The following is a 21,590-nucleotide window of genomic DNA, read 5'->3' on the forward strand; positions in this document are numbered from 1 at the left end:
ATGTTAAAAAGACCGCACTATCCCTCGCGGGATAAAGCAGCCCTTTATATACAGCAAATTCTACAATGACAGAGATTGTAGTATAAGTTACGACAATTGCATCAGTATCCAATCTTCATACTGTAGCCATCCATCGCAACTGCCGGAGAACGGGTCAGCTGCAGCTTGTGATCGGCTGTAAATCCAATCGTCTCGCCATCGCGGAATGTCACGTCGCTTCCTACCACATAGCTCACAATATTCAGCGTAAATTCAAATACATCCGCCATCTCTTCACTGGAATCTACAATCTCGATCTCATCCTTGCCAAAATGCTTCAACCCTACCGTATAGGAAGAGCTGCCGCCGTCCTCGCTCCGGTATAGACCGAGGAATACCCATAACTGAACAGGCAGCTCCTGATCCTGGAGCATCCGGGCGCTCTCCATATAGGATTCTGCTGACATGACCATAGGTGGAGCATAGTAGGCAATCGCGTTATCGAGCTTCAACACACTGCTCGTAATCTGTGTAAATAATGCATGACCAATCAGCGGATCGGTGATACCCATAACGGTAATGATGACGTGTGCCTGGTGGGTAGCGACAACCTGCTCCGCCTCCGGCCACAATACATTGTATTTGCAGTTGGATTCGACTTCCTGATTCGGAATGGGTCCCGGCATATAGGCGACCGCAATATTCATATCTCCCAGTTCAAAAACCATATTCTCACCGGCTTCCAGCCCATCCACCTGAATGCCCCAATCGGTCTGCATCGTCCGTACCAATTGCTCGGCATCATACTCGGTGCTGCTTAGTAGCGCAAATCCAAGCAGCATACTTGCCGGCTCGGGAGTGTCACTTCCCGGATCGACAGCGGCTCGTGGAGTATTGGCAGCCTGCACTTCTACATCGGCACGATGGTTACTCTCCTGCTGCACAGGATCTTTCTTTTTTTTACGAAACATATCGAAAATTCCCATTATTCAGCACTCCTTATTTTGAAATAATATATGTATCCTGCTGCTGTTCGCGTCCAGCTGTACTTCTTCCAGCCATGTTCTTCTTTACCAGTTTAACAGTAAAGGAAGCATTTTCCTACCATGCCAAAAAGCCTTTCCGAAGAAAGGCTTTTGCTGGCTGGATTATTGAGTATAGACCGTAATGACATGTACTTTATCAGTCACTGTCCTTTATCCAAAAGAACGATTCCTACTTTTAAATACAATCATTCTGCTGGTATATTTGCTGCTACCAACGTGGAGCATACGAGAATCGCTCTACCAGAGGCTTACCTTCGTATACCGGAAACATATCAGAATACCATTTCATTGTATTCAGACGAGTACGCAATTTGACCACATCCGGAATTTTCTCATCGTATACCATCATATAGATGAGGAATAAACGTCGTCCGTCTTTGTCCCAAAAGGCATCAAAGTCGTAAAATACGACATCACGGCCAGTCTCTGCCTTGATCATGGCAGGCAGCGTATTAGTCAGCGTCTGACCATGAGTCAGGTTCGGGTCATCTCCGAATCCAAATCCGTCTTCCACATTGAGCAGCATGGTGTAGTAATAATAGCGCCGCCATTCCGAAGGGGATGCACCTTCCGAATTTACTGTCGGAGCAGATTGCGATGAAATGGTTGGCAAATCAGCCGCCGAATAGACATTAGAAGATACATTATCTTCCGCAGCAGCTCTTGTAGATGAAGGCGTAATCAGCAGCAACAGCATCATTACGGACAGCAAATACAACATTGCTTTTCTCATAAATTCCCTCCTGAATGTGTAATGCGGATAACGATAATACTCGCAGCATATATATGTATGATCATGCTGACTTCAGGCAGGATGCTGCATCGCTCACAATACCTTCACAGCTTGCTGGATAACAAAATAACAGACTCCTCTATAATCTTCCCCCTTTCGATATGTCCTTCTTTCACAATACCTCATCTGCTAAATTATGTATATATTGTAATTTATAGATAATAATAAAATGTTAACTACAAAAAAGCTCCTTCCCTCAGGAAGAAGCTTTTACTGCATAATCTGCCTATTCTATTACACAGGCAGCAGTATGAGAATAATCGAAGATAGACTCAGACAAACGCTGATCAGGCACAATACGAGCAGTACCTGCTGCTGATTCAGCCCACTCGACAGCAAGCGATAATGAATCTGCGTCGCATCGGCTTCATAGATTGGTTTGCCATTCATCATGCGCTTGATGACTACGAAGATATTATCAAAAATAGGCACGCCCAGCGCCAGGATCGGAACAAATAGCGACAGCAGTGTCGCCTGCTTGAATGCGCCATCCAGTGCGATAATCGCCAGAACAAATCCGAGGAAGGTCGCTCCCGAATCACCCATATATACTTTGGCAGGTGGCTTATTGTAACGCAAGTAAGCCAGTCCTACTCCCACCAGACTGATCGCCATTACTGCCGATCCACCCTGTCCCTGCGTCATTGCGACGATGAACAGTGTTACCGCCGAGATCGTTGCCAGACTGCCTGCCAGTCCATCCATCCCGTCACTAAAGTTGATGACAGTAGTCACACCAAAAATCCAGAGCAGTGTCAGCACGAGTTGCAGCCAGTCCGGCAGCAGAATATATTGATCATTAAAAGGGTTCGAGAACCCGGAGAAGCGAATCCCTGCCATATAAATAATTAGCGCTGCTCCCAGCTGTACGATCATTTTCGGCAGCGCCGGAAATTCACGGCGGCTCACTTTGTACCAGTCATCTATCAAGCCGATACCCAGTACGAGCAGCGATCCTACCATAACAGCTGTCATTTTCCACAGACCCGCATCCATAAATAATATGTACGAGATTGCGAAGCCGCCAAACAAAGCAATTCCCGCCATTAGCGGTATAGGCTCCCGGTGCAGCTTGCGTTCGCTATCCGGTCTTGGTTTATCTACAAAATCAAGCCGAATCGCCCATTTGCGCAGCAGGGGAATCGTGATCAGCACAAACACAAACGACACAATAAAAGCAGCAATGTACGGCATGGTTCCTCCTTATGATCGGTATGTGATTAGATACATCTCTGTTGCTATCCTTTTCCGGGTGATCCTGCTTATGTCACGGTGCGAAAGATTTCAGTTAAGATAACATATACGCCTAAACCAATATCATTACAATAGCGGCAAAACTGATATTTTTGTCATAATTGGCTGCTACCACAGGAAGCACATCTATAGATAGCTATATTCTCTCCGATTCCCTTGTCTTCTTCAGATTCAAGCACAAAAAAACCGGCGCTCCTGCAGGAGGCCGGTTTCAAAGTGAAGCTATAGGTCATAACAGAGCTATCCTCACGGTATAGATACCGATTGGAATTACGCTTCTTCGAAAATTTTCTCTACCTGAGGCATGATTTCATCCCAGCTCGCATCAGGCAGTTTGCTGACTGTTACAAAGTCACGCATACCAAAGATGTTATCGACACCATCGATATTAACGAGTGCCTGTGCAATAGCATGATCTATGCTATCACCGGCTTTGACGGAAGTACTGCCTGTTCCTTCGAAAATGGCACGATCTGCATTGATTTTGACGGAATTCGGGTTAGGCGTTGTCTGAACATTAATTTGAATAGCCATAGTTAAGCTCCTTTACAAAGGGAATAGTATATACAAAGCAGCAGTGCTGCCTGCTTTCGGCAATGTGTATTCAGTGGTTATTACTTTTCCGTACGTGTATTGGTCTTGGGTGTTTTTTTCGGATTGCGAGTCAGATCCAGGGATTCCCATCTGCCGCGCAGCCAGCTATCGAACTCTTCCCCTTTTTCGCCTTCATAGGCATTGTAGATATCGGCACGCATTTTGTTCAGCTTGTCTTTGAAATCCTCGTACGTATGCTCACGCGGGAGGCTTTTTTTGATACGGATCAGTGTCTTGGTCATATGGTTGAACAGCTCGGTATTGTGACGTTCCGGCAATTGTACATCCTGGCCGAGACCTCGCAGCTGCTTGTGGGCTTCTACACGTACAGCCGTTACCGGATCGTGGTTCATCAGATGCTGCAGCAGATCAATAACAGGCGGCAGATCATATTGTCCAAGCTCCTGTGCAGCATGCAGGCGTTGCTGCCAGTCTGCTGTACGGTGGGCTGCTTTTTTTAGTTCATTATAGTTCTCGGGCAGTTCATATTGTGTATTGGAATGGTCTTCAGTTGTCAAAATATTCAGGTCTCCTCTGTACTTCTTTGTACGGACATGTTCTTATCCAGCTTCTATACTAACATATATATAACCGGACCGCTCTCGGAATATACAATCTATGTCCCGATTCGGTCAAATTCCTTGTTATCCATACTTCTTGAGGACGCTTTAGCAAGATGACTGGCAGGTATGTTACATTTATAGGGACGTTTATAACGAATATGTACATAACGTATTACCCGATATTTCACTTTATCCGAGGAGAATGTAAATGAAAAAAGTATTTTCCGCTGCAACCAGTCTTATTTTTCTGTTTCCAGTCATTTTACTCAGTGTGATGGTATGGAGAGATTACACAGGACAACTCAATGAGGCCCCTGCTAGTGCGAGGATTGATCAGGTAAAGGATGTTTTTTTCGCTGATCAGGGTCATACGGTTATCGGAATTACGGATAGGCCGGGAAATGATCATATCGTCGCTTATACATATGATGCGGATAGTCACCGCTACGAAGGCACGCTCCAGTTGCCTTCCGATATGTTCAAACAAACGGCGGCCAGTTATCAGCAGGACGATCTGATCCTCGCTGTCAAAGATGCCAACGAGAATCTGCTGGCGTATCGTATCAACAGTAAGGAACAACCGCAACAAATCTATAATCGTTCCAGCAAAATTGACGACTATCTGGAATGGAGTACCCGCGAGTGGCGCGGACGTCTGATCTTCTTTAATGCTTCGGCTGACCCGGCTCCGAAGGCATTTTATGCGCAGATTCATAATGGACAGCTGCATTACATTGATCTGAATGACGGCTCTTATTTCCAGGGACAGCGTCCAACTACAATTACGGACACCTCCAGTGTATGGGATGAACCGGGCATGATTCCCATGTTTGAAGTTACTCTCGCCGATAAGACGAAAGCCTATATCAGCGGCATACTGGACGATAACAACCAATTGGATGTATATTACCACCCCGAACGGGATGAGCCGTTTGATGCCGAAGACCATGCCCAGACGCAGTTCCGCAAGCACTTCGGAGGTTCTACATCTACCCATCTGGCTGTAGAGACCGATTATCCGGAGCAGGTATATGCATACAACAATAACGATGACAAAATCCGGCTACTGTCCACACCCAAACCGGTCTATGCTGCCCGCATGTTCCTATTGAACGATGAGGAAGTACTGATCGCCGGATCAACAGCCAAAGACCCGGTCAAAGGAACCCGCACCGGCTACATCTATAACGAGCAGTCCCGTCAATTCACCAATGTTACCAAACTGCTCGGCTCGCTAGGGGTCGATGATCTGACCAGCCATGATCTGCATTTCTACAAGCCGTCTGGTCAATCGCTCCTGTATTATTCCTATATCGATCACTCTGCCGGCATGATCGATACCAGTAAAGGAAACGTCAACCTGCTAACTACAGATGAAGTAACCAGCTGGCAGCAAAATACTGCACTGACAGCCGCTGATCAGCGTCCTTCTGTACAGAGCTTTATCAGTTACGTGAAGGAATGGAATGCCCTGATTATCAACTGGCTGGTCTGGCTGTTCATTACGGTCATCATGTTCCTGATCGTGCCTGTACTGATCAAGATCCTGACCCTGCGAAGACGCAAACAACTAGAGCAGGGCATACTGTTGCAGGCCAAAATATTGTCCATGGAAGAAACAGGCACCCGTATCAATGATCAGCCGCTGATCCGGTTCCTGGTAGGGTTTACTCATGAAGGACGCAGCGAACAGACCGAGATTCGCCAGGTTGTCTCTTATCTGAATATGCCAAAAAGCGGCGATCCGGTCATGATCAGCTACAATCCGGTGACCGGCAAGGCTCTGTTCGTGACCGAAAATGACAGGCAAAACAATAATCTGCCCTCCGATGAACCGGAGACGATTCCATCCGCCATGTTGCGGAAGATCGACAGCTACGGACCGGTCAACCGTGGAGAAGCATTACTGCTTCATTTCGAAGCTGCAGGCCAGTCCTACCGTGTGCCTGTTGTTCAATCTCCGGGGTTCCTTTACCGGATAGGCGATATTGCTACCCTGCTGCATATTGGCGGGACGACGCGTATGTTCCGCTATGGTGAGTCGACTGTGTATCGCAAACAAGATCATACCGCGCTCCAAGGGCGGCTGATCCATTTGCAAAAGTATCCGGTTCATATCGATGGTCGCCAGCTCATGCTGCTGGAGCTGGTCACGGAAAGTGCACATGGCAGTGTGACCCGCTTGAACAGTCAATTTGTTCCCCAGCATATGATCGAAGAATTACAGCCGGGTATTCAGATTCCGGTCAGCGTCAAACTCGCAGAATACGAACGGGAAGCGGAACTGCTACGCGGTCGTCAGGGCAGCGCGATTGTACGCTCCGTGCAGTTCCATGGGACGACCGGCGAGCGGCCGCTTGCTACGATCATCGCTGAGCGCAAAGATGTGGAATACCGAATCGAGCAGTCGATTGAGCCGCTCTACGGGGTAATGGAAGGTGACGAGCTGTGGATTGCCTATAATGAGCAAAGACGCGAAGCCGTCATTGTAAAATATGCTTCGGCGGAATAGCAGAAAATGAAATATGACCATCTCGGCACACGACAGGAGGAAACGCCCTATGCAGTCCATATCGCAACTGCTGGATCAGTACAAAATCCGATTCCCTGCACGCATGGAAGAGAAGGTACAGGAACTGGTAGCTACAGGCATGATCGAAATGGAAGCACGAAGCCATATCCGGCTGAAAATCGCGCCCGGCATCATAGTGGATCATATTCCGACACTGAACAGGGAAGTGCAGCAGCCGGTCAGCTCCCAGCTGCGAGAGCGATTCAGCTATGCCGGCAGTTGGCAGGATCTGGGCGAGCATCTGCTGGACCCTGTACAGATGAGCGAACTGCTGCACCAACCTCATTTTCGTGAATGGATTACCATGATGCGGGAGCACCGGGAAGGCAGTGCCCCTGCCCTTTACCCGGATGAGCAGCTATCTGTCCTGTCCGTAATGAATGAAGAGAATGGGGATTATACTCTGCTGGTCTGGCCGGAAGAGACTGCCGAACCACAGGTATGGCGATATTACAGTCAGCAGGAGCAGCAATTTGTTGATCTGAAGCACTGGCTGAAGTGGATGAATGGTATCTCTATTTGAACGGATCGAGCTCTATCCATCCATGCCGATCAGTAATTTCGCGTATACGCGATTGCTGCGCTGCTGCTTCACGCGCCGCCTGTTCTGCCGGATATTCGGCGGAACCGCCCAGCATGGACAACTTGCTCAGATCTATTAGATGCAGCAATCTTGCGTTCGCTTCAGCGACTTCATCCTGGTGCTGGACCGCTTTTTCGATATAATCTGTGTGCAGAGTCTCTCCTTTCAGGAAGCGGCTCTGCACTTTTTGTTTTACCTGTACGACTGCGGTTTCTCCTGTCTGTACAGCTTGTTCTACAGCAGCTACAGCCTGCTCGCGGATCGCTTTTCCCTGCTCCTGTCCGGTGGACAACTCCGCCTGCAGAATCAAGGCATATTCGATCCAGGTCCAGTAATCATAATTATTCTCAAAAGGAACGCTGGTTAGCGGCTCTACAATCGGGCGAGCGATATCCGTCTTATCGAGTGCATATAGCAGCCAACCCAATCGGACATACGCTTCCAGTTCTCCTTTGGCTGTTCGTCTGGAACGGGCAGGAATCTTAGCCAGATAATCGGCAGCCTCGGCATTGTCACGGATAATGGCTAGAGCATCTTTGAGCTTCATGAATAGTATTCCTCCTTGGCTATATAACGATACTGCTGTTCATTATACAATAGCCTGTCCTGTTCGGCAGTTTCTTGTCCTAGGGATCAAGAGAATGCTTTTGCTGCCTGATCATGATGCCAGCTCCTGCACTGTCTACTTGTTCAGATCTGCTTGGGCAGCCATTTGCCATACTGCTGACGCAGCCGATGAAGTTCTTCGCTGCGCTGCATCGCCTGCTGTTCCTGCGATTTACCTACTGCCACAATCAATGTCTCCAGCAGCACGAGCGGCGCTGCCATGGAATGAAATTCCCACACTTCACCTCGGGCAGTATACAACGCCACATCTGCCTTACCCCTCATATCACTGACAGCCAGATCGGTTACCAGAATCGTGCGGCAGCCAGCTTCCCTGGCATAATCCAGCAGGGAAGCCAGTTCCGGCGATTCGGAGACAAATCCGAACAGCACTACCGCATCTCCTGCCTGCATATGGATAAAAGACTCCAGCAGTTCATGACCGCCATAGTCTATCGTACGCACCTGATTACCAAACCGGGTTAACCGGAATTCCAATAGTGACGCCAGTGCACGAGCTGAGCCCGGACCATAGATATGCACAGTACCCGCTTCGACTAGAAATTGCACCGCCCGGTCGAAAACATCCTGCTCCAGCCGATCTGCGGTCTGCTGCAGATAGGCGGTTGTATCCATCATCTGCGCGGAAGCACTGCCCTGCTCTTCCATACGGTCAAATGCGGATTGCAGCTTGCGGGAGGGAGATACCAGCCCTTCTTCCTTGACCCGATGCTTGAATTCCTTGAGATTGCGGCATTCAATCTCCGCCCAGAAACGGGAGACAGTAGAGACGCTGACTTTGCAGGCAGCTGCAATATCCTCCTCTACCATAAAAGGAATGCCTTCGATATTTTTGATAATATAATCGGCTACCCGCTGATGACTACGGGACAGCCTGTTGCTGGCAAATGTAAGTTCCATGGTGCGACCCTCTGCTTTCTGTCCATAATCATTCTGTCATCTCGCTCTCTATCATCTGCCTGTATTGCTGCCATATCCACCATCTGTACAATACGAGGAGATTAGTGATACGCAGAAATACCTGTTGATGATGCAGAATGCTATACAGGCTGCTGCCTGAAATAAGGCATAGCCTGTATAGCATCTTTTGCTTAGTTCGGTGAGTCGGTTACTTCGACTTTTTTCTTGAGCAGTTTTTTCACGGCATTGGCAGCGCGTACCTGTAAATGCAGCGAAGGGGCAATAGTACGTCGGCAGAGCCCATCCTGGATCGCCTGGCGAATATCTGCCACAGTCTCGTATGTACCCGGCAGCTCGTTGAATACGCAGCCTACCTGGAACATCTGGTGTGCATCACTGCCCGCAACCACAGGTACTTGATGCTGCTCTCCGAGTGTGAGTACTTTGGCGATATTTTCCTGAATACCGATCTCATGCAGATCCTTGCCGTTCAGGTCAAAGGCATCGAACCGGCGCAGCAGCTCCGGTGCTACATGATACAGATGATTCGATTCGCGGAATGGATGTCCTCCGATCACCATCAGACCGGCTGGATGACATAGATCGAATAGTCCTTCGAGCGGAATAAAGTGCTCCGGCGAGGTATAGCTTTCCAGTGCCTGGCGCACATTCAGCAGCGCCTCCTTGGGTCCGCTCACCAGAATATGCCCACCTTCTGCGACATCCACTTCCATCCCGGTGAAGATGCGGAAGCCATCACGGTCATAATAATGTCCATTACATGGTAGATGCTGATCCAGTGTGCCATATACTTCGTCAAAGCGGCGGGTGTTGAAATGCTCGGTCAGAATAATCGCATCCAGGCCGTGCATTTTGGCTTCATCCAGAATGGTATAAAAATGCTCCATTGAGAAGTCTGTTTTTTTGGACAGTTTGGCATGAATATGAAAATCAATTTTCATTATAAATTCCTCCATAACGTTAAAATGCGATTGGTAGATTACTACAGCTTGTTAATTTAATAGATGGATAACGATTACCCGGTAGCCGGATGAATAGTATTGCGATGATCCATCAGGCCCGAATCATCTCTCTGGTGGGTGTAATTGGACGAACTCCTGACAGCCGTACACCGCTGCCTTGGTTATATAGATTCATATGTTCCGGATTCAGTGTGATATATACGGTCTCTCCACAGCTATATTCTGCGTCCCCAAGCACGCGAGCACTCAGCTCGCTGCCCTCTGTCATCAGCTTGACCAGTGTCTCGGCTCCTGCCGGGAAGACGGCTTCGACCACGCTGGGAACCGATTGCGGCACATAGCTGCGATGCAGCTGAATATGCTCCGGCTTGATCGTCAGGATAACCGGCATTGTCTCTGTCAGCGTTATTCCTTCCAGCGGAAAGGAGCATACTGGCGAACTCAGGTAACTCCGTCCGCCATCTGTTGCAATCAGCTCGGCAGACAAATGATTCGTATCCATTCCACCATTGCCGAAGAAATCAGCAACCTGTAGTGTAGCCGGACGCTGATACAGTGTCTGTGGACGATCCAGCTGCACAATCTCACCTTCAAAAAACACAGCAATCCGGGTCGACAGGGTTAATGCTTCCTGCTGATCATGGGTTACATAAATAATTGTCGCTCCCAGTTCCCGATGCAGCCGCTTGAGTTCGGCTCTCATCTCGACGCGCAGCCGGGCATCCAGATTGGACAATGGCTCATCCAGCAGCAGCACCTGCGGCTCGGTAACAATCGCCCGGGCAATCGCTACCCGCTGCTGCTGTCCACCGGACAATTCGCCCGGATAACGCTCTGCCAGATCGGCGATACGTACCTTAGCCAAGGCCGCCATGACTTTCTCTCGAATCTCGGCTTTGGACTGGCGCCTTACCTGCAGACCGAATGCTACATTCTCATAGACCGACATATGCGGCCACAGGGCATAGCTCTGGAACACCAGACTGAGTCCTCGCTTGGCCGGATCCATATGATAGGCAGTCTCTCCATTGGCCACTTCCCTGCCATTCAGCACAATCGTACCGCCATCTGCTTTTTGCAGACCGGCAATCGTACGCAGCAGTGTCGTCTTGCCACAACCGGATGGACCGAGAAAAGTCATAAAGTCTCCCTGCTCGATTGTCAGGTCGATGCCTTTCAATATACGTTTGCGGCCCATATTCACCTGGATTCCCTGCAGTTCAATTGCATTCATCTTATTGCCCTCCTATCCCTGTGGTCAGATCCGCCTTGCCGTATTTGGTCGCCAGATAATATACCAGAATCACTATCGCGATCATGATCATCAGCACTACGTTGGTCAATTGGGTATAACCCTTTTCCACATATTCAAATGTTAACGTCGTCAGTGTCTCGGTTCGCGGCGTGACCAGCATGATAATCAGTTCGGTCTCCTTCATGGCTCCGATAAACACAAGCAAAAAGGCGGATAGCAGACTTTTACGGTTCAGCGGCAGCAGAATCCGGCGGAACCGCGTCCACCAGGAAGCTCCACTGATCTGGGCGGATTCTTCCAGTTCACCGCCAATCTGCATGACCGATGCGCTACCTGCTTTGACGGTAAAAGGCAGCTCTTTGACGACCGTAATCAGAATAATCAGCCAGACGGTACCATACAGCGCCGGCACGATAAAATGCGGCTTGGCGAACATCGTAATATAAATGGCTGACAGTGAAATCCCCGGAATTAGATACGGGAAAAAGGATACTTGATCCACCATACGCCCGATCCATGTCTGTTTGCCTCTGGCAGCTACATAGCCGAGGATCAGACCGACCACGGCAGCAATAACCGAAGAGATCGCAGCAATCCAGAGCGAGTTGCGCAGTGCCAGCAGGAAAATGGGATTCTGCAGCACACCCTTTTCACCGGAATTAATACCACTTATCGAACCGCCAAGCCAGTAATGCAAGGTCCAGTTATCGACTGTGTAGACGCCCTCGCGCAGCATGAATGTCTGTACCAGCAGAATCAGCAGCGGCACTACCGATACCAGCGTCATCAACACGACAGTGACTATTGCCATCGGTCGACGCAGCCGGCCCAGCGGCATCAATGTCTTGTGGCTGTCCTTGCCAGTAACCGTGACGAAGCTGCGCTGACGGCCGACAATCCGGTGGTTCATATAGATCATCAGCATCGAGATCAGCATCAGCATCAGACTGAGCACATGCGCTTCGGTCGTCAGACGAGCCCGCATACTGGAATAGAGCATCGTCGAGATCATATAGAAATCAACCGGTGTACCCAGTATCGCCGGTACGCCATATGAGCTGATCGCCCGGGTAAACGTCAGGATGAATCCCGACAGAATCGCCGGCAGCATTAGCGGAAAGACGATCCGGCGCAAAATGCGCGCCCGTCCTGCTCCGCTCATACTGGCAGCTTCCTCCAGCTGGCTGTTCATCGAGCTAAGCGCAGCACCAACCAGCAGGAAAAAGTACACACTGTCATGAATCGACAGCGAAGCTACAATCGGTACGAATCCATAAGCCAGCCAGTCCGGCGTACTCATATGAGTGAGTGACTGCAGAATACCCGGCGTCCCGCCAATTTTTTCATTTTTAAAAAAAGTCAGCCAGGCCTGTGCGATAACCCAGGATGGCAGCAGGTACGGAATCACCGCGAGAAAGGTAATTCCTTTTTTGAAAGGAAGATCCGTACGGGTAACGAGCCAGGCGAGCCCGCAGCCAAGCACCATGGATATAAATGATACGGTGACAGCCACCGCCGAAGCGTGCAGAATCGGCTTGTAAAACAGGGACGGACTAATCTCGCTCGCCAGTACCCGCTGCCAGTGATAAAACGTAAAGTGCCCCGGATTGGCTGCTGCGGTAATCCGCATATCCTGCTGCTTCCAGACGAAGGTCGCGATCAGAATCTCGATGACCGGCCAGATAATCGTATAAGCAAGGAACAGTAGTCCGATCGTTCCGATCAGGTTCACCGGATTGCGCAGCCAGCCCGTCACCTGATTCCACAGACGGCTACGGTTTCGTTTTAGGGAGATGGGCTGTAATGATTTGCTGGACATCCGGCTCCCCTCCTTTTTGAGTTATTTGATGTAGATATAGTTGAAGCATGGAAGCTGCCCTAGAGTCAGAATTACATTTCTCCGCAGTGCAGCTTCAACCAGCTGCGATTATTTTTGCTGAATCCAGAAATCACGTACCTTGGGCGAAGTCATGTACAGCGTATCCGCGTCATAATCCCACAGATTCAGCTGTTCAAAACCGACCGGGTTCTTGGTCTTCACATCCGAACGTGGTACCCATGATCCGACTTCGTTAAAGGCTGCCAGACCTTCGCCCTTGCCATCCTGCTCGCCCATCATCCAGCGGATAAACAGCTTGCCTGCTGCCTGATGCGGTGCTTTGTTCGCAATATACAGATAGCCGGAATCAGCTACCGAGGTTTTCGGCTGAATATCATAGATCGGCTTCACATCCCAGCCATTCTCCTCGACTTTGGATACATCCCCGGAGACAGCGATCCCGACAGCACCACTGGCTGTTTTGCCGATCGCATCGAGTACATCATCACTGCCTTTGAGTACAGTCAGCCCGTTAGCGAACAGCTGACGGATAAACTCGTAGCCGGCATTTTCTGTACCATTCAATTGAATATCCTTGCCAAATTTCTGCTTGTACGCAGCTGCCATATCATCACTATGTATGACCATCGTGGTGAACAAATCCATAAATGCCGGAGAACTGAGCGGATCCGCAACATAGACTTTGTTTTTGAATTCCGGTGTAGTTAGATCCCACCAGTTGGTAACTGGAGTCTGTTTGTAATAATCCGTATTGTAGAAAATCGTCCGGAACTCGGCATAGTTGGCATAGCCCGGTGCCTTGGTACGATAAGGCTCGTCTACCTTGGGTGCAATATCATCCGGCAGATATTTGAGATAGCGTCCCTGCTCGACCATTTCCTTGCCGACAGCACCGCTCACTTCCTTGGTAATGATCACATCGGGATTAAATTGTCCGGCATCCTGTTCATTGGTGACCTTGTCCATCATCTCGTCGGATTTCACCTTGCTCACTTCTACTTTGACGCCCGGGTATTTTTTCATAAAAGTCTCGGCAGCATCATTGGCACGGCCGGAGGTAGAGTATACGACTACTTTGCCTTCCTGCTTGGCCTGGGTGTAGAGCTGATCTACCGTTTCATTCGTCGTTACCGCCTGAACTTTCTGTCCATTCGCTGCTGCTTCAGTTCCTGCATTGCCGCAAGCCGATAACAGCAGGGCAGGCACGAGCAGCAGAGACAGCAGGCCTGCAGGTTTGATCCATTTGGGGTTCATCGATCCGTTGTTCATAAATTCCTCCTGGAATAATGATAAATGGCATCCTCCGGCATCGCTGTTCTGCAGCTGCCGCGTGCGCCGCTTTCCTTATTCATATTAGGCAGGAAGTGTAAGAAGATGATTAACGAAGATGACTATTTTGGTAAAAAATTATCTTTTATATAATTATGATATTTTTCTATCAAAAACAAAAAATGCCTATACGTTTCTCTTGAAGAGAAACGTACAGGCATCTATCACGAGTCATTCTCGATAGTCTTATCGCTAACTGCGTAGGATGGTATACGGTCGTCTATACAATTTTATTTTTAGTGAGTGCTATCATGCCATCAGATTACGGTTGATATCCTCAAGGCTATGCCAACCATTTGATTCAGGCACTTCGTTGAAAGCAGCTCCCCTTTATCTGACGGACTTCTTCAAGGAATGTATTTGCTGTCGGTAAGCCCTGGGAGTAAGTCCGTATTTCTTTTTGAACAAAGTAGCCAGATAAGCTGGATTCGACATTCCTACTTCTATCCCGATACGGGAGATTGTTTTGTCTGTTTCCCGAAGCAACTCTGCCGCTTTGCGCAGACGTATAGATTGAAGATATCCGGTTGGTGAACAGCCGCAGATTTCCTTGAACGAACGCTGTAAATGAAACGGACTCAGATTCGAAGCCTGCGACAGTTCTTCGAGATTCAATTTCTCTGCATACCTCTGTTCGATCAGGGCAGCGATGCCTTGCACCCATTCCTGACGCGGCGGCTGCAGTTGATCCGGCTGGCATCGCTTGCAGGCATGAAAGCCGGCTGATATTGCTTCTGTACCCTGTCGGAAGACTCTGACATTCTCGCGATTGGGTCTGCGCGATCTGCAAGATGGTCGACAGAAAATACCGGTAGTCCGAACAGCATAAAAGAACACACCGTCATAAGCAGCATTATTTTGGATAATTGCCTGCCAGTAGTCTTCCGTCAATTCAAGACCATGATCGTTCAGCATACAGCACCTCCTCTTTCTCTTTTTATACTTCTATAATACGCGATTTATACTACTTAGAAATACACTCCACCTATTTATGAACAATAGGTGTCCACAGGGAAAAGCAGGTTTCTAGCGGCTTTTTTCTTCTTTTTTTGCAAACGTTACCTTTTATTTAATCTACTTACTCTTTTATAGTTTACTTAGGTATTTAGTTTCTGATTCTTTTGACCGATATAGTGCAAGTAGTAACATTCTATGTCAAGTCTCGTCAGAGCAGGGGGAGTCCGTTTGAGTACACATTGGAAATGGAGCAATTTGAAGATCGGCATGAAGTACATGCTTGTTTTCGCTCTCGTATCGGTCATCTTTTTATCATCTGTAGCAGCTACCTATACCGTACTGCAGACAGCCAGGAATACGATGGAGACATCCAGCATGAAGAGCTGGGGCGCCATGAGTATCTCTGAGCTGCTGTCGTTGTACAACCAGAAATATAATCATATTCCGGAATACATTTTGTTGTCCGATGATCGTATTTTAACGAATTATCTGGATGACAGCATGAAATTCACAGAGATTGCCAAACAAACCAAGACGCTGCTGAGTCCGGAGCAAATGCAGACGTTTAATCAGATTCTGGAGAACAACGACAAGCTGGATCAGTATTTCTTCAGCACGATTGTTCCCAATGTACAAAATATTAATACCCAGAGCTTCGGCAAGCTGCAGGCTGATGCCGAAAAATTAAAGTCACAAACGATGGAAGCTGGTAATCAGCTAAAAGAAGTCGCCAGCCGTGAGAGCGGTCTATCGATCGAACAGACCAAAGCTGGCATGACCAGCACCGTGACGCTGCTGATCGTATCCGGCATCGCCTCTATTCTGATCGGCTTTATCCTTATGTACCTGATCAGCCGCAAAGTAAACAAAGATTTGAACAAAGTCGTTCAGGCCAGCGACCGAATCGCAGAAGGTCAGCTGAACAATGAACCGCTCGTCTATACAGGCAATGACGAGATCGGGATGCTGTCCGATTCCATCAATCGCATGGGTGCTTCTCTGCAGAACATGATCCGCGAAGTACAGATACTGGCAGGTGAAATGGATACGCATGGAACGTCCTTGTCCGATGTATCCGGCAGAGTGAAAGAAAACAGCGAGCAAATCGCGATTACTATCGAGGAACTCGCTTCCGGTGCCAGCAGCCAGGCTACCGAAACAGCCGATATCGCCGAGAGTACACAGCAGTTCAGCGGACGGCTGGATCGTGCACGTGCACATAGCGAAGAACTGGTTACCTTCTCCGGTGAAGCACTGAATGCGTCTGTCAAAGGCGATCATCAGATGAAAGCTTCCCTGGAACAGATGAATGTCATCAACCACGTCATGAACCGCTCGGTGGACAAAGTCGCCAGTCTGGAAGCCAAGACACACTCGATCACAGAGATTACCGATGTGATCAAATCGATCGCCAAGCAGACCAATCTGCTGGCACTGAATGCTTCGATTGAAGCAGCACGTGCAGGCGAAGCCGGCAAAGGATTTGCTGTCGTTGCCGGAGAAATCCGCAAACTGTCCGAAGAAGTATCCCGCTCGGTTGAAGATATTACCGGCGTGATCAGCGATATCCAGCAGCAGTCTACCGTGATGTCCGAAGAGCTGAAGCAAGGATATGCAGAAGTGACCGCCGGTACAGAAAAGATCGAGATCACCGGACAATATTTTGCAGAGATCAAGCAGTATATTGAAGATATGACTGGACGTGTTACGGCGATCTCCGACACGGTACAGCATGCACAGGGCGCGAGCAATCAGATCAATGAAGCGGTCAACAACAGTGCAGCCATTTCCGAAGAATCCGCTGCCGGTGCCCAGCAAATCTCGGCTTCCGTACACGAGCAGAGAGCTTCTATCGACCATATTTCCAGCAGCGTCTATCAGCTCAAAGAAATGGTCGAACGAATGAATACCATGATCGGACGCTTCCATCTGTAGACGAAGCCGATATCGGGAGGATACCAAATGAAGAACACCATAATACTGCTCGGCACCATGCTGCTGGCGACCACTGTACTCGCTACAGCCTGTGGCCCGGCACCCGCTGCTACTACCGCGGATGCAACCAAAGTCAAACTAACACCGGATGACAAACCTTATGTAGGCTTCGTACTGGATACACTCAAAGAAGAACGCTGGTACAAAGACAAAGCCCTGTTCGAGAAAGCAATCCAGGATCAGGGCGGCCGTGTTAAAACGCTCGCAGCCAATGGACTGGACGATGTACAGGTCAAGCAGGCCGAACTGCTGATTCAGGAAGGCGTCGATGTACTCGTCGTTGTGCCTCATGATGCCGAGAAATCCGCTGCTATTGTCGAGAAGGCACATGCGGCCGGTGTCAAAGTGCTTTCTTATGATCGTCTGATCAAAAACGCCGATGTGGATTATTATGTGTCTTTTGATAATGAAAAAGTCGGCATGATGCAAGCACAGGAAATCGTCAAACGTCAGCCAACCGGTAATTATGCCTATATTGGCGGTGCCGAGACCGATAATAATGCCGTACTGTTCCGTCAGGGAGCGATGAGTGTACTGAAACCGCTGATCGACAAAGGGACTATTCATCTCGTCTACGATAAATATACCGAAGGCTGGGACCCGGCAACTGCCGAGAAAAATATGGCTTCTGCGCTTCAGCAAAACGGCAACAAGATTAATGCAGTCGTTGCTGCCAATGATGGAACAGCAGGTGGTGTCATCAACGCCCTTCAGGCTGCCGGAGTAAGCGGAGTTCCTGTATCCGGTCAGGATGCTGAACTTGCCGGTGTGCAGCGCGTTGCCAAAGGCACGCAGACCATGACCATTTACAAGCCCATCACCGCTATCGCCAAGCAAGCTGCCGATATGGCACTGCAGATCGCTAACGGTACGGCAATCCAGACCAACAACAAGGTGAATAACGGCAAGATTGATGTGCCTTCCACCCTGCTGGAGCCTACCGCTGTGACCAAGGACAATATCCGCGATACGGTTGTTAAGGATGACTACCTCAAAGAAGCGGATATTTACGGAACGAAATAATAACTCTATGTATCTGATCAAAAGGAATACAACCAATAAAAAGCCGGAGACTGCATATGCAGCTTCCGGCTTTTTAATTATTATAATTATATCATTTAACATATTGATTTGGTATATGGCACTTCTATTCAACCTGGATACTTAACCTTGAGAACAAGCTCTGCTTAGTCAAATGTTAAAGCGTATTTAGATTAAGAGAATCGATGTGATTGTAATTACAAAAGATTAATTTACAGCATACGGCTTAACGATAATATAACCTAGATCAGCGTTACCTATAAGACTTTCTTCTTTGGTAATAGATTCACCCGCTTTTACTGCTTTGTGTTTTTCTCTGTCAAACTTGTAGTATTCCCCCTGCGAGTTACCATTAGCAAGCATATAAACGGAATGGACATCCTCTTTTCCTTGCTCAATGGTATGACCTGTGATGTTTTTTGCCGTATAGGTGTAGGTACCTTCCCAAATATTCGTTTTTGGATCGGTAGAAGAAGTATTTACTTTATAAGATGTAATTGCAAAAGCATTCTGATTTTCATCCAGATCCGTTCTATCATGTGTTTCTTGAGTTAAGGGTATAGTACTCTTCATGTAATGAGGATCATTTAATTCAATCACCTTGCTGTCTGCATTATAATTTCCCTTCACCTCCAAATATTCGAGTAATACTTTAAGAGGTACAAATAAAGAATTCATGTTCTGCACAGGCACTGTATCCATTTGTTTCGCAGCCTGATCGACGACTACATCTTTGGAGTTAGTAGTGACCATTAGATGATGACCATTTAAATGGATATTGGCTGTTTTGGAACTTCCATCGTAGGAAACCTTCGCACCCAGCAAATCACTTAACGAACGTAAGGGAACGAGAAGGCGATTGTTTTTATCAATGTATGGAGAAGTTGGATATGTAAAAAGGATATAATATTGATTGATTTTTAATATAGGTGGAGATGTGACAGTTATTGCTGCTTGGGCACTAGTTTCCTTTGGAAAGCAAAATACGGTTAAAAGAAAAAGCGATACTATAATCTTATACATTTTCATATGGTTGGCTCCTTAGACGTTTTATCTTAGTAACGTAATCAGTCATCACAATGTTACATCCATTGTTTCTTGAATAATTTAAAGCTGAATATTCATCGTGTTTTCTCCTAGATTTACATAGTCTGTTCTTATTTTAGAACTACCATTCATTTGCATAGTAACAGCATGATATAGCATTTCTTTGTAACACTTTGAAGTGAAATACAAAAAAGCACTACGAGCTGACAAGCCAGCTCGTAGTGCTTTTACTTTTAATCTGCAGAAAAATGATTGGACTATCCTTACACCATCACTTTGCAAATATCGTTCGTGAACTCAACCGGGTCCTGAATCGGCAGACCTTCGATCAGCAGAGCCTGGTTGTACAGCAAGTTGGTGTACAGGCCCAGTTTCTCTTTGTCACCTTCATAGGCTTTTTTCAGGGACTGGAAGACTTCGTGATTTACGTTGATTTCCAGTACTTTCTCGGCTTTGACATCCTGCCCGTTTGGCATCATTTGCAGGATTTTCTCCATCTCGATCGACAGATCGCCATCGGTAGACAGGCAGACCGGATGGGATTTGAGGCGTTTGGATGCTTTGACGTTTTTGACTTTGCCGCCCAGTGTTTCCTTCATTGCGTCGAACAACTCTTTGTTGTCATTCTCTTCCGCTTGCGCCGCTTCGTCTTTCTCGTCCGGCTCGATACCAAGGTCGCCGCTGGAGACGGATTTGAATTCTTTTTCTTTGTATGCAGCAATCACTTTAAGTGCGAACTCGTCGATATCGTCGGTCAGGTAGAGAATCTCGTAGCCTTTGTCCGATACCATCTCGGTCTGCGGCAGCTTCTCAATACGCTCGATAGAATCGCCAGCTGCATAGTAGATATACTTCTGATCTTCCGGCATACGGGATACGTACTCATCCAGTGTCACCAGCTTCTTCTCTTTGGACGAATGGAACATCAGCAGATCCTGCAGATCGTCTTTGTGCATGCCATAGTCATTGTACACACCGAATTTGAGCTGACGGCCAAAGGAAGCATAGAACTTCTCGTAGTTCTCGCGCTCGTCACGAATCAGGCTTTGCAGCTGTGACTTGATCTTGTTCTTGATATTTTTGGCGATCAGCTTCAGCTGGCGGTCATGCTGCAGCAGCTCACGGGAGATATTGAGCGACAGATCTTCGGAATCCACCATCCCTTTGACAAAGCTGAAGTAATCCGGCAGCAGATCGCCGCACTTGTCCATGATCAGCACGCCGTTGGAATAGAGCTCCAGGCCCTTTTCGTACTCTTTGGTATAGTAGTCAAACGGTGTATTTTCAGGGATAAACAGGATCGCGTTATACACGACAGCTCCGTCTGCACTGATATGCACATGCTTGAGCGGCTTGTCGAAGCCATAGCGTTTCTCCTGATAGAAGTTGTTGTAGTCTTCATCGGTCAGTTCGCTTTTGTTTTTGCGCCAGATCGGGATCATGCTGTTGATGGTCTGTTCTTCGGTATAATCCACGTATTCCGGTTCTTTGTCTTCGGCATCGCCTTCCTGCTTGTCGGCAGGGCGGCTGCTGGTGATATCCATCTTGATCGGATAACGGATAAAGTCGGAATATTTCTTGATAATTGCGCGCAGACGATATTCTTCCAGATATTCGTCGTACTGATCATCTTCGGTATTGTCCTTGATCGTCAGGATAATATCGGTACCGACTGTATCTTTGTCGGCCGGTTCGATCGTGTAGCCGTCTGCTCCATCGGAATACCAGCGGTATGCCTGATCACTGCCGAGCGCGCGTGTAATTACAGTCACTTCATCTGCCACCATAAAGGCTGCATAGAAACCAACCCCGAATTGACCGATAATATTGTGTCCATCCTGCGCTTCGTTTTCCTTTTTAAAAGCCAGCGAGCCGCTCTTGGCGATAATCCCCAGATTGTTCTCCAGCTCTTCCTCGGTCATCCCGATCCCTGTATCGGAAATTGTCAGGGTTCGTGCTGCTTTGTCCGGTGTAATTTTAATAAAGTAATCCTCTTTGTTAAATGTCAGCTGATCATCGCTCAGCGTTTTGTAATAAATTTTGTCGATGGCGTCACTCGCATTGGAGATCAGCTCCCGCAGGAAAATCTCGCGGTGCGTATAAATGGAGTTGATCATCATCTCCAGCAGACGCTTGGATTCTGCCTGAAATTGTTTTTTTGTCATAATGATTATTGCTCCCTTCACGAATATATGTAAGTGATGATGCACACGTCTGAAATCAGTCTGTTTA

At 48.0% G+C, this 21,590-nt stretch carries 18 protein-coding genes; 4 read left to right on the forward strand and 14 right to left on the reverse strand.

Going from position 1 to position 21,590, the window contains the following annotated elements; translation table 11 throughout:
• Positions 1-101: 101 nt before the first annotated feature.
• From H065_RS0104020 to H065_RS0104040, 5 genes are all read right to left on the reverse strand, one after another.
• A complete protein-coding gene (locus tag H065_RS0104020) occupies positions 102-965 on the reverse strand; it encodes a DUF4261 domain-containing protein (protein ID WP_017811735.1) in 864 nt (287 codons plus the stop codon).
• A 268-nt stretch (positions 966-1,233) separates the two neighbouring features.
• Positions 1,234-1,758 (reverse strand): hypothetical protein, encoded by a 525-nt coding sequence (locus H065_RS0104025; protein ID WP_017811736.1) that lies wholly within the window; start codon positions 1,756-1,758, stop codon positions 1,234-1,236.
• Positions 1,759-2,052: 294 nt separating this feature from the next.
• On the reverse strand, positions 2,053-3,012 hold the full coding sequence (locus H065_RS0104030) for an MraY family glycosyltransferase (RefSeq protein ID WP_017811737.1): 960 nt from the start codon (positions 3,010-3,012) through the stop codon (positions 2,053-2,055).
• 330 nt (positions 3,013-3,342) lie between these two features.
• Positions 3,343-3,606, reverse strand: a complete 264-nt coding sequence (locus H065_RS0104035; RefSeq protein WP_017811738.1) for a NifU N-terminal domain-containing protein — start codon at positions 3,604-3,606, stop codon at positions 3,343-3,345.
• 80 nt (positions 3,607-3,686) lie between these two features.
• Positions 3,687-4,184, reverse strand: a complete 498-nt coding sequence (locus tag H065_RS0104040; RefSeq protein ID WP_017811739.1) for a HEAT repeat domain-containing protein — start codon at positions 4,182-4,184, stop codon at positions 3,687-3,689.
• 253 nt (positions 4,185-4,437) lie between these two features.
• Between H065_RS0104040 and H065_RS0104045 the strand changes: the two genes are divergently transcribed.
• Both H065_RS0104045 and H065_RS0104050 read left to right on the forward strand, forming a co-directional pair.
• Positions 4,438-6,741, forward strand: coding sequence for a hypothetical protein (locus H065_RS0104045; protein WP_017811740.1), 2,304 nt, complete (start codon positions 4,438-4,440; stop codon positions 6,739-6,741).
• 49 nt (positions 6,742-6,790) lie between these two features.
• Complete coding sequence (locus H065_RS0104050) at positions 6,791-7,324, forward strand: hypothetical protein (protein ID WP_017811741.1); 534 nt, start codon at positions 6,791-6,793, stop codon at positions 7,322-7,324.
• Here the strand turns inward: H065_RS0104050 and H065_RS0104055 are convergent.
• From H065_RS0104055 to H065_RS0104085, 7 genes are all read right to left on the reverse strand, one after another.
• Complete coding sequence (locus H065_RS0104055) at positions 7,317-7,931, reverse strand: DUF6707 family protein (RefSeq protein WP_017811742.1); 615 nt, start codon at positions 7,929-7,931, stop codon at positions 7,317-7,319. The genes H065_RS0104050 and H065_RS0104055 overlap by 8 nt on opposite strands.
• Positions 7,932-8,074: 143 nt before the next feature.
• Positions 8,075-8,911, reverse strand: a complete 837-nt coding sequence (locus H065_RS0104060) for a MurR/RpiR family transcriptional regulator (RefSeq protein WP_017811743.1) — start codon at positions 8,909-8,911, stop codon at positions 8,075-8,077.
• Between the two features lie 191 nt (positions 8,912-9,102).
• On the reverse strand, positions 9,103-9,873 hold the full coding sequence (locus H065_RS0104065) for a PHP-associated domain-containing protein (RefSeq protein WP_017811744.1): 771 nt from the start codon (positions 9,871-9,873) through the stop codon (positions 9,103-9,105).
• A gap of 112 nt (positions 9,874-9,985) precedes the next feature.
• The gene (locus H065_RS0104070) at positions 9,986-11,128 is read right to left on the reverse strand and encodes an ABC transporter ATP-binding protein (RefSeq protein WP_017811745.1); all 1,143 of its coding nucleotides are present in this window, start codon (positions 11,126-11,128) and stop codon (positions 9,986-9,988) included.
• A gap of 1 nt (position 11,129) precedes the next feature.
• On the reverse strand, positions 11,130-12,968 hold the full coding sequence (locus H065_RS0104075; RefSeq protein WP_017811746.1) for an ABC transporter permease: 1,839 nt from the start codon (positions 12,966-12,968) through the stop codon (positions 11,130-11,132).
• 108 nt (positions 12,969-13,076) lie between these two features.
• On the reverse strand, positions 13,077-14,258 hold the full coding sequence (locus tag H065_RS0104080; RefSeq protein ID WP_017811747.1) for an ABC transporter substrate-binding protein: 1,182 nt from the start codon (positions 14,256-14,258) through the stop codon (positions 13,077-13,079).
• A 390-nt stretch (positions 14,259-14,648) separates the two neighbouring features.
• Complete coding sequence (locus H065_RS0104085; protein WP_026136027.1) at positions 14,649-15,230, reverse strand: bifunctional transcriptional activator/DNA repair enzyme AdaA; 582 nt, start codon at positions 15,228-15,230, stop codon at positions 14,649-14,651.
• 273 nt (positions 15,231-15,503) lie between these two features.
• Between H065_RS0104085 and H065_RS0104090 the strand changes: the two genes are divergently transcribed.
• A complete protein-coding gene (locus H065_RS0104090; protein WP_017811749.1) occupies positions 15,504-17,210 on the forward strand; it encodes a methyl-accepting chemotaxis protein in 1,707 nt (568 codons plus the stop codon).
• A gap of 27 nt (positions 17,211-17,237) precedes the next feature.
• On the forward strand, positions 17,238-18,293 hold the full coding sequence (locus H065_RS0104095; protein ID WP_017811750.1) for a sugar ABC transporter substrate-binding protein: 1,056 nt from the start codon (positions 17,238-17,240) through the stop codon (positions 18,291-18,293).
• Between the two features lie 225 nt (positions 18,294-18,518).
• Here H065_RS0104095 and H065_RS0104100 read toward each other — a convergent pair whose 3' ends face one another.
• Positions 18,519-19,340, reverse strand: a complete 822-nt coding sequence (locus H065_RS0104100) for a copper amine oxidase N-terminal domain-containing protein (protein ID WP_017811751.1) — start codon at positions 19,338-19,340, stop codon at positions 18,519-18,521.
• Positions 19,341-19,621: 281 nt separating this feature from the next.
• Entirely contained in the window at positions 19,622-21,523 is a 1,902-nt protein-coding gene (htpG, locus tag H065_RS0104105; RefSeq protein ID WP_017811752.1) for a molecular chaperone HtpG, read from the reverse strand.
• Positions 21,524-21,590 lie beyond the last annotated feature (67 nt).

The sequence above is a fragment of the Paenibacillus shenyangensis genome (assembly GCF_000346635.1).
GTDB classification, from domain to species: Bacteria; Bacillota; Bacilli; order Paenibacillales; family Paenibacillaceae; genus Saccharibacillus; species Saccharibacillus dauci.

Bases quoted from the DNA above. Each gene is read 5' to 3' on its own strand.
- H065_RS0104020 (WP_017811735.1), bottom strand. From the start codon at position 965: ATGGGAATTTTCGATATGTTTCGTAAAAAAAAGAAAGATCCTGTGCAG.
- H065_RS0104025 (WP_017811736.1), bottom strand. From the start codon at position 1,758: ATGAGAAAAGCAATGTTGTATTTGCTGTCCGTAATGATGCTGTTGCTG.
- H065_RS0104030 (WP_017811737.1), bottom strand. From the start codon at position 3,012: ATGCCGTACATTGCTGCTTTTATTGTGTCGTTTGTGTTTGTGCTGATC.
- H065_RS0104035 (WP_017811738.1), bottom strand. From the start codon at position 3,606: ATGGCTATTCAAATTAATGTTCAGACAACGCCTAACCCGAATTCCGTC.
- H065_RS0104045 (WP_017811740.1), top strand. From the start codon at position 4,438: ATGAAAAAAGTATTTTCCGCTGCAACCAGTCTTATTTTTCTGTTTCCA.
- H065_RS0104050 (WP_017811741.1), top strand. From the start codon at position 6,791: ATGCAGTCCATATCGCAACTGCTGGATCAGTACAAAATCCGATTCCCT.
- H065_RS0104055 (WP_017811742.1), bottom strand. From the start codon at position 7,931: ATGAAGCTCAAAGATGCTCTAGCCATTATCCGTGACAATGCCGAGGCT.
- H065_RS0104060 (WP_017811743.1), bottom strand. From the start codon at position 8,911: ATGGAACTTACATTTGCCAGCAACAGGCTGTCCCGTAGTCATCAGCGG.
- H065_RS0104065 (WP_017811744.1), bottom strand. From the start codon at position 9,873: ATGAAAATTGATTTTCATATTCATGCCAAACTGTCCAAAAAAACAGAC.
- H065_RS0104070 (WP_017811745.1), bottom strand. From the start codon at position 11,128: ATGAATGCAATTGAACTGCAGGGAATCCAGGTGAATATGGGCCGCAAA.
- H065_RS0104075 (WP_017811746.1), bottom strand. From the start codon at position 12,968: ATGTCCAGCAAATCATTACAGCCCATCTCCCTAAAACGAAACCGTAGC.
- H065_RS0104080 (WP_017811747.1), bottom strand. From the start codon at position 14,258: ATGAACAACGGATCGATGAACCCCAAATGGATCAAACCTGCAGGCCTG.
- H065_RS0104095 (WP_017811750.1), top strand. From the start codon at position 17,238: ATGAAGAACACCATAATACTGCTCGGCACCATGCTGCTGGCGACCACT.
- H065_RS0104100 (WP_017811751.1), bottom strand. From the start codon at position 19,340: ATGAAAATGTATAAGATTATAGTATCGCTTTTTCTTTTAACCGTATTT.
- htpG (WP_017811752.1), bottom strand. From the start codon at position 21,523: ATGACAAAAAAACAATTTCAGGCAGAATCCAAGCGTCTGCTGGAGATG.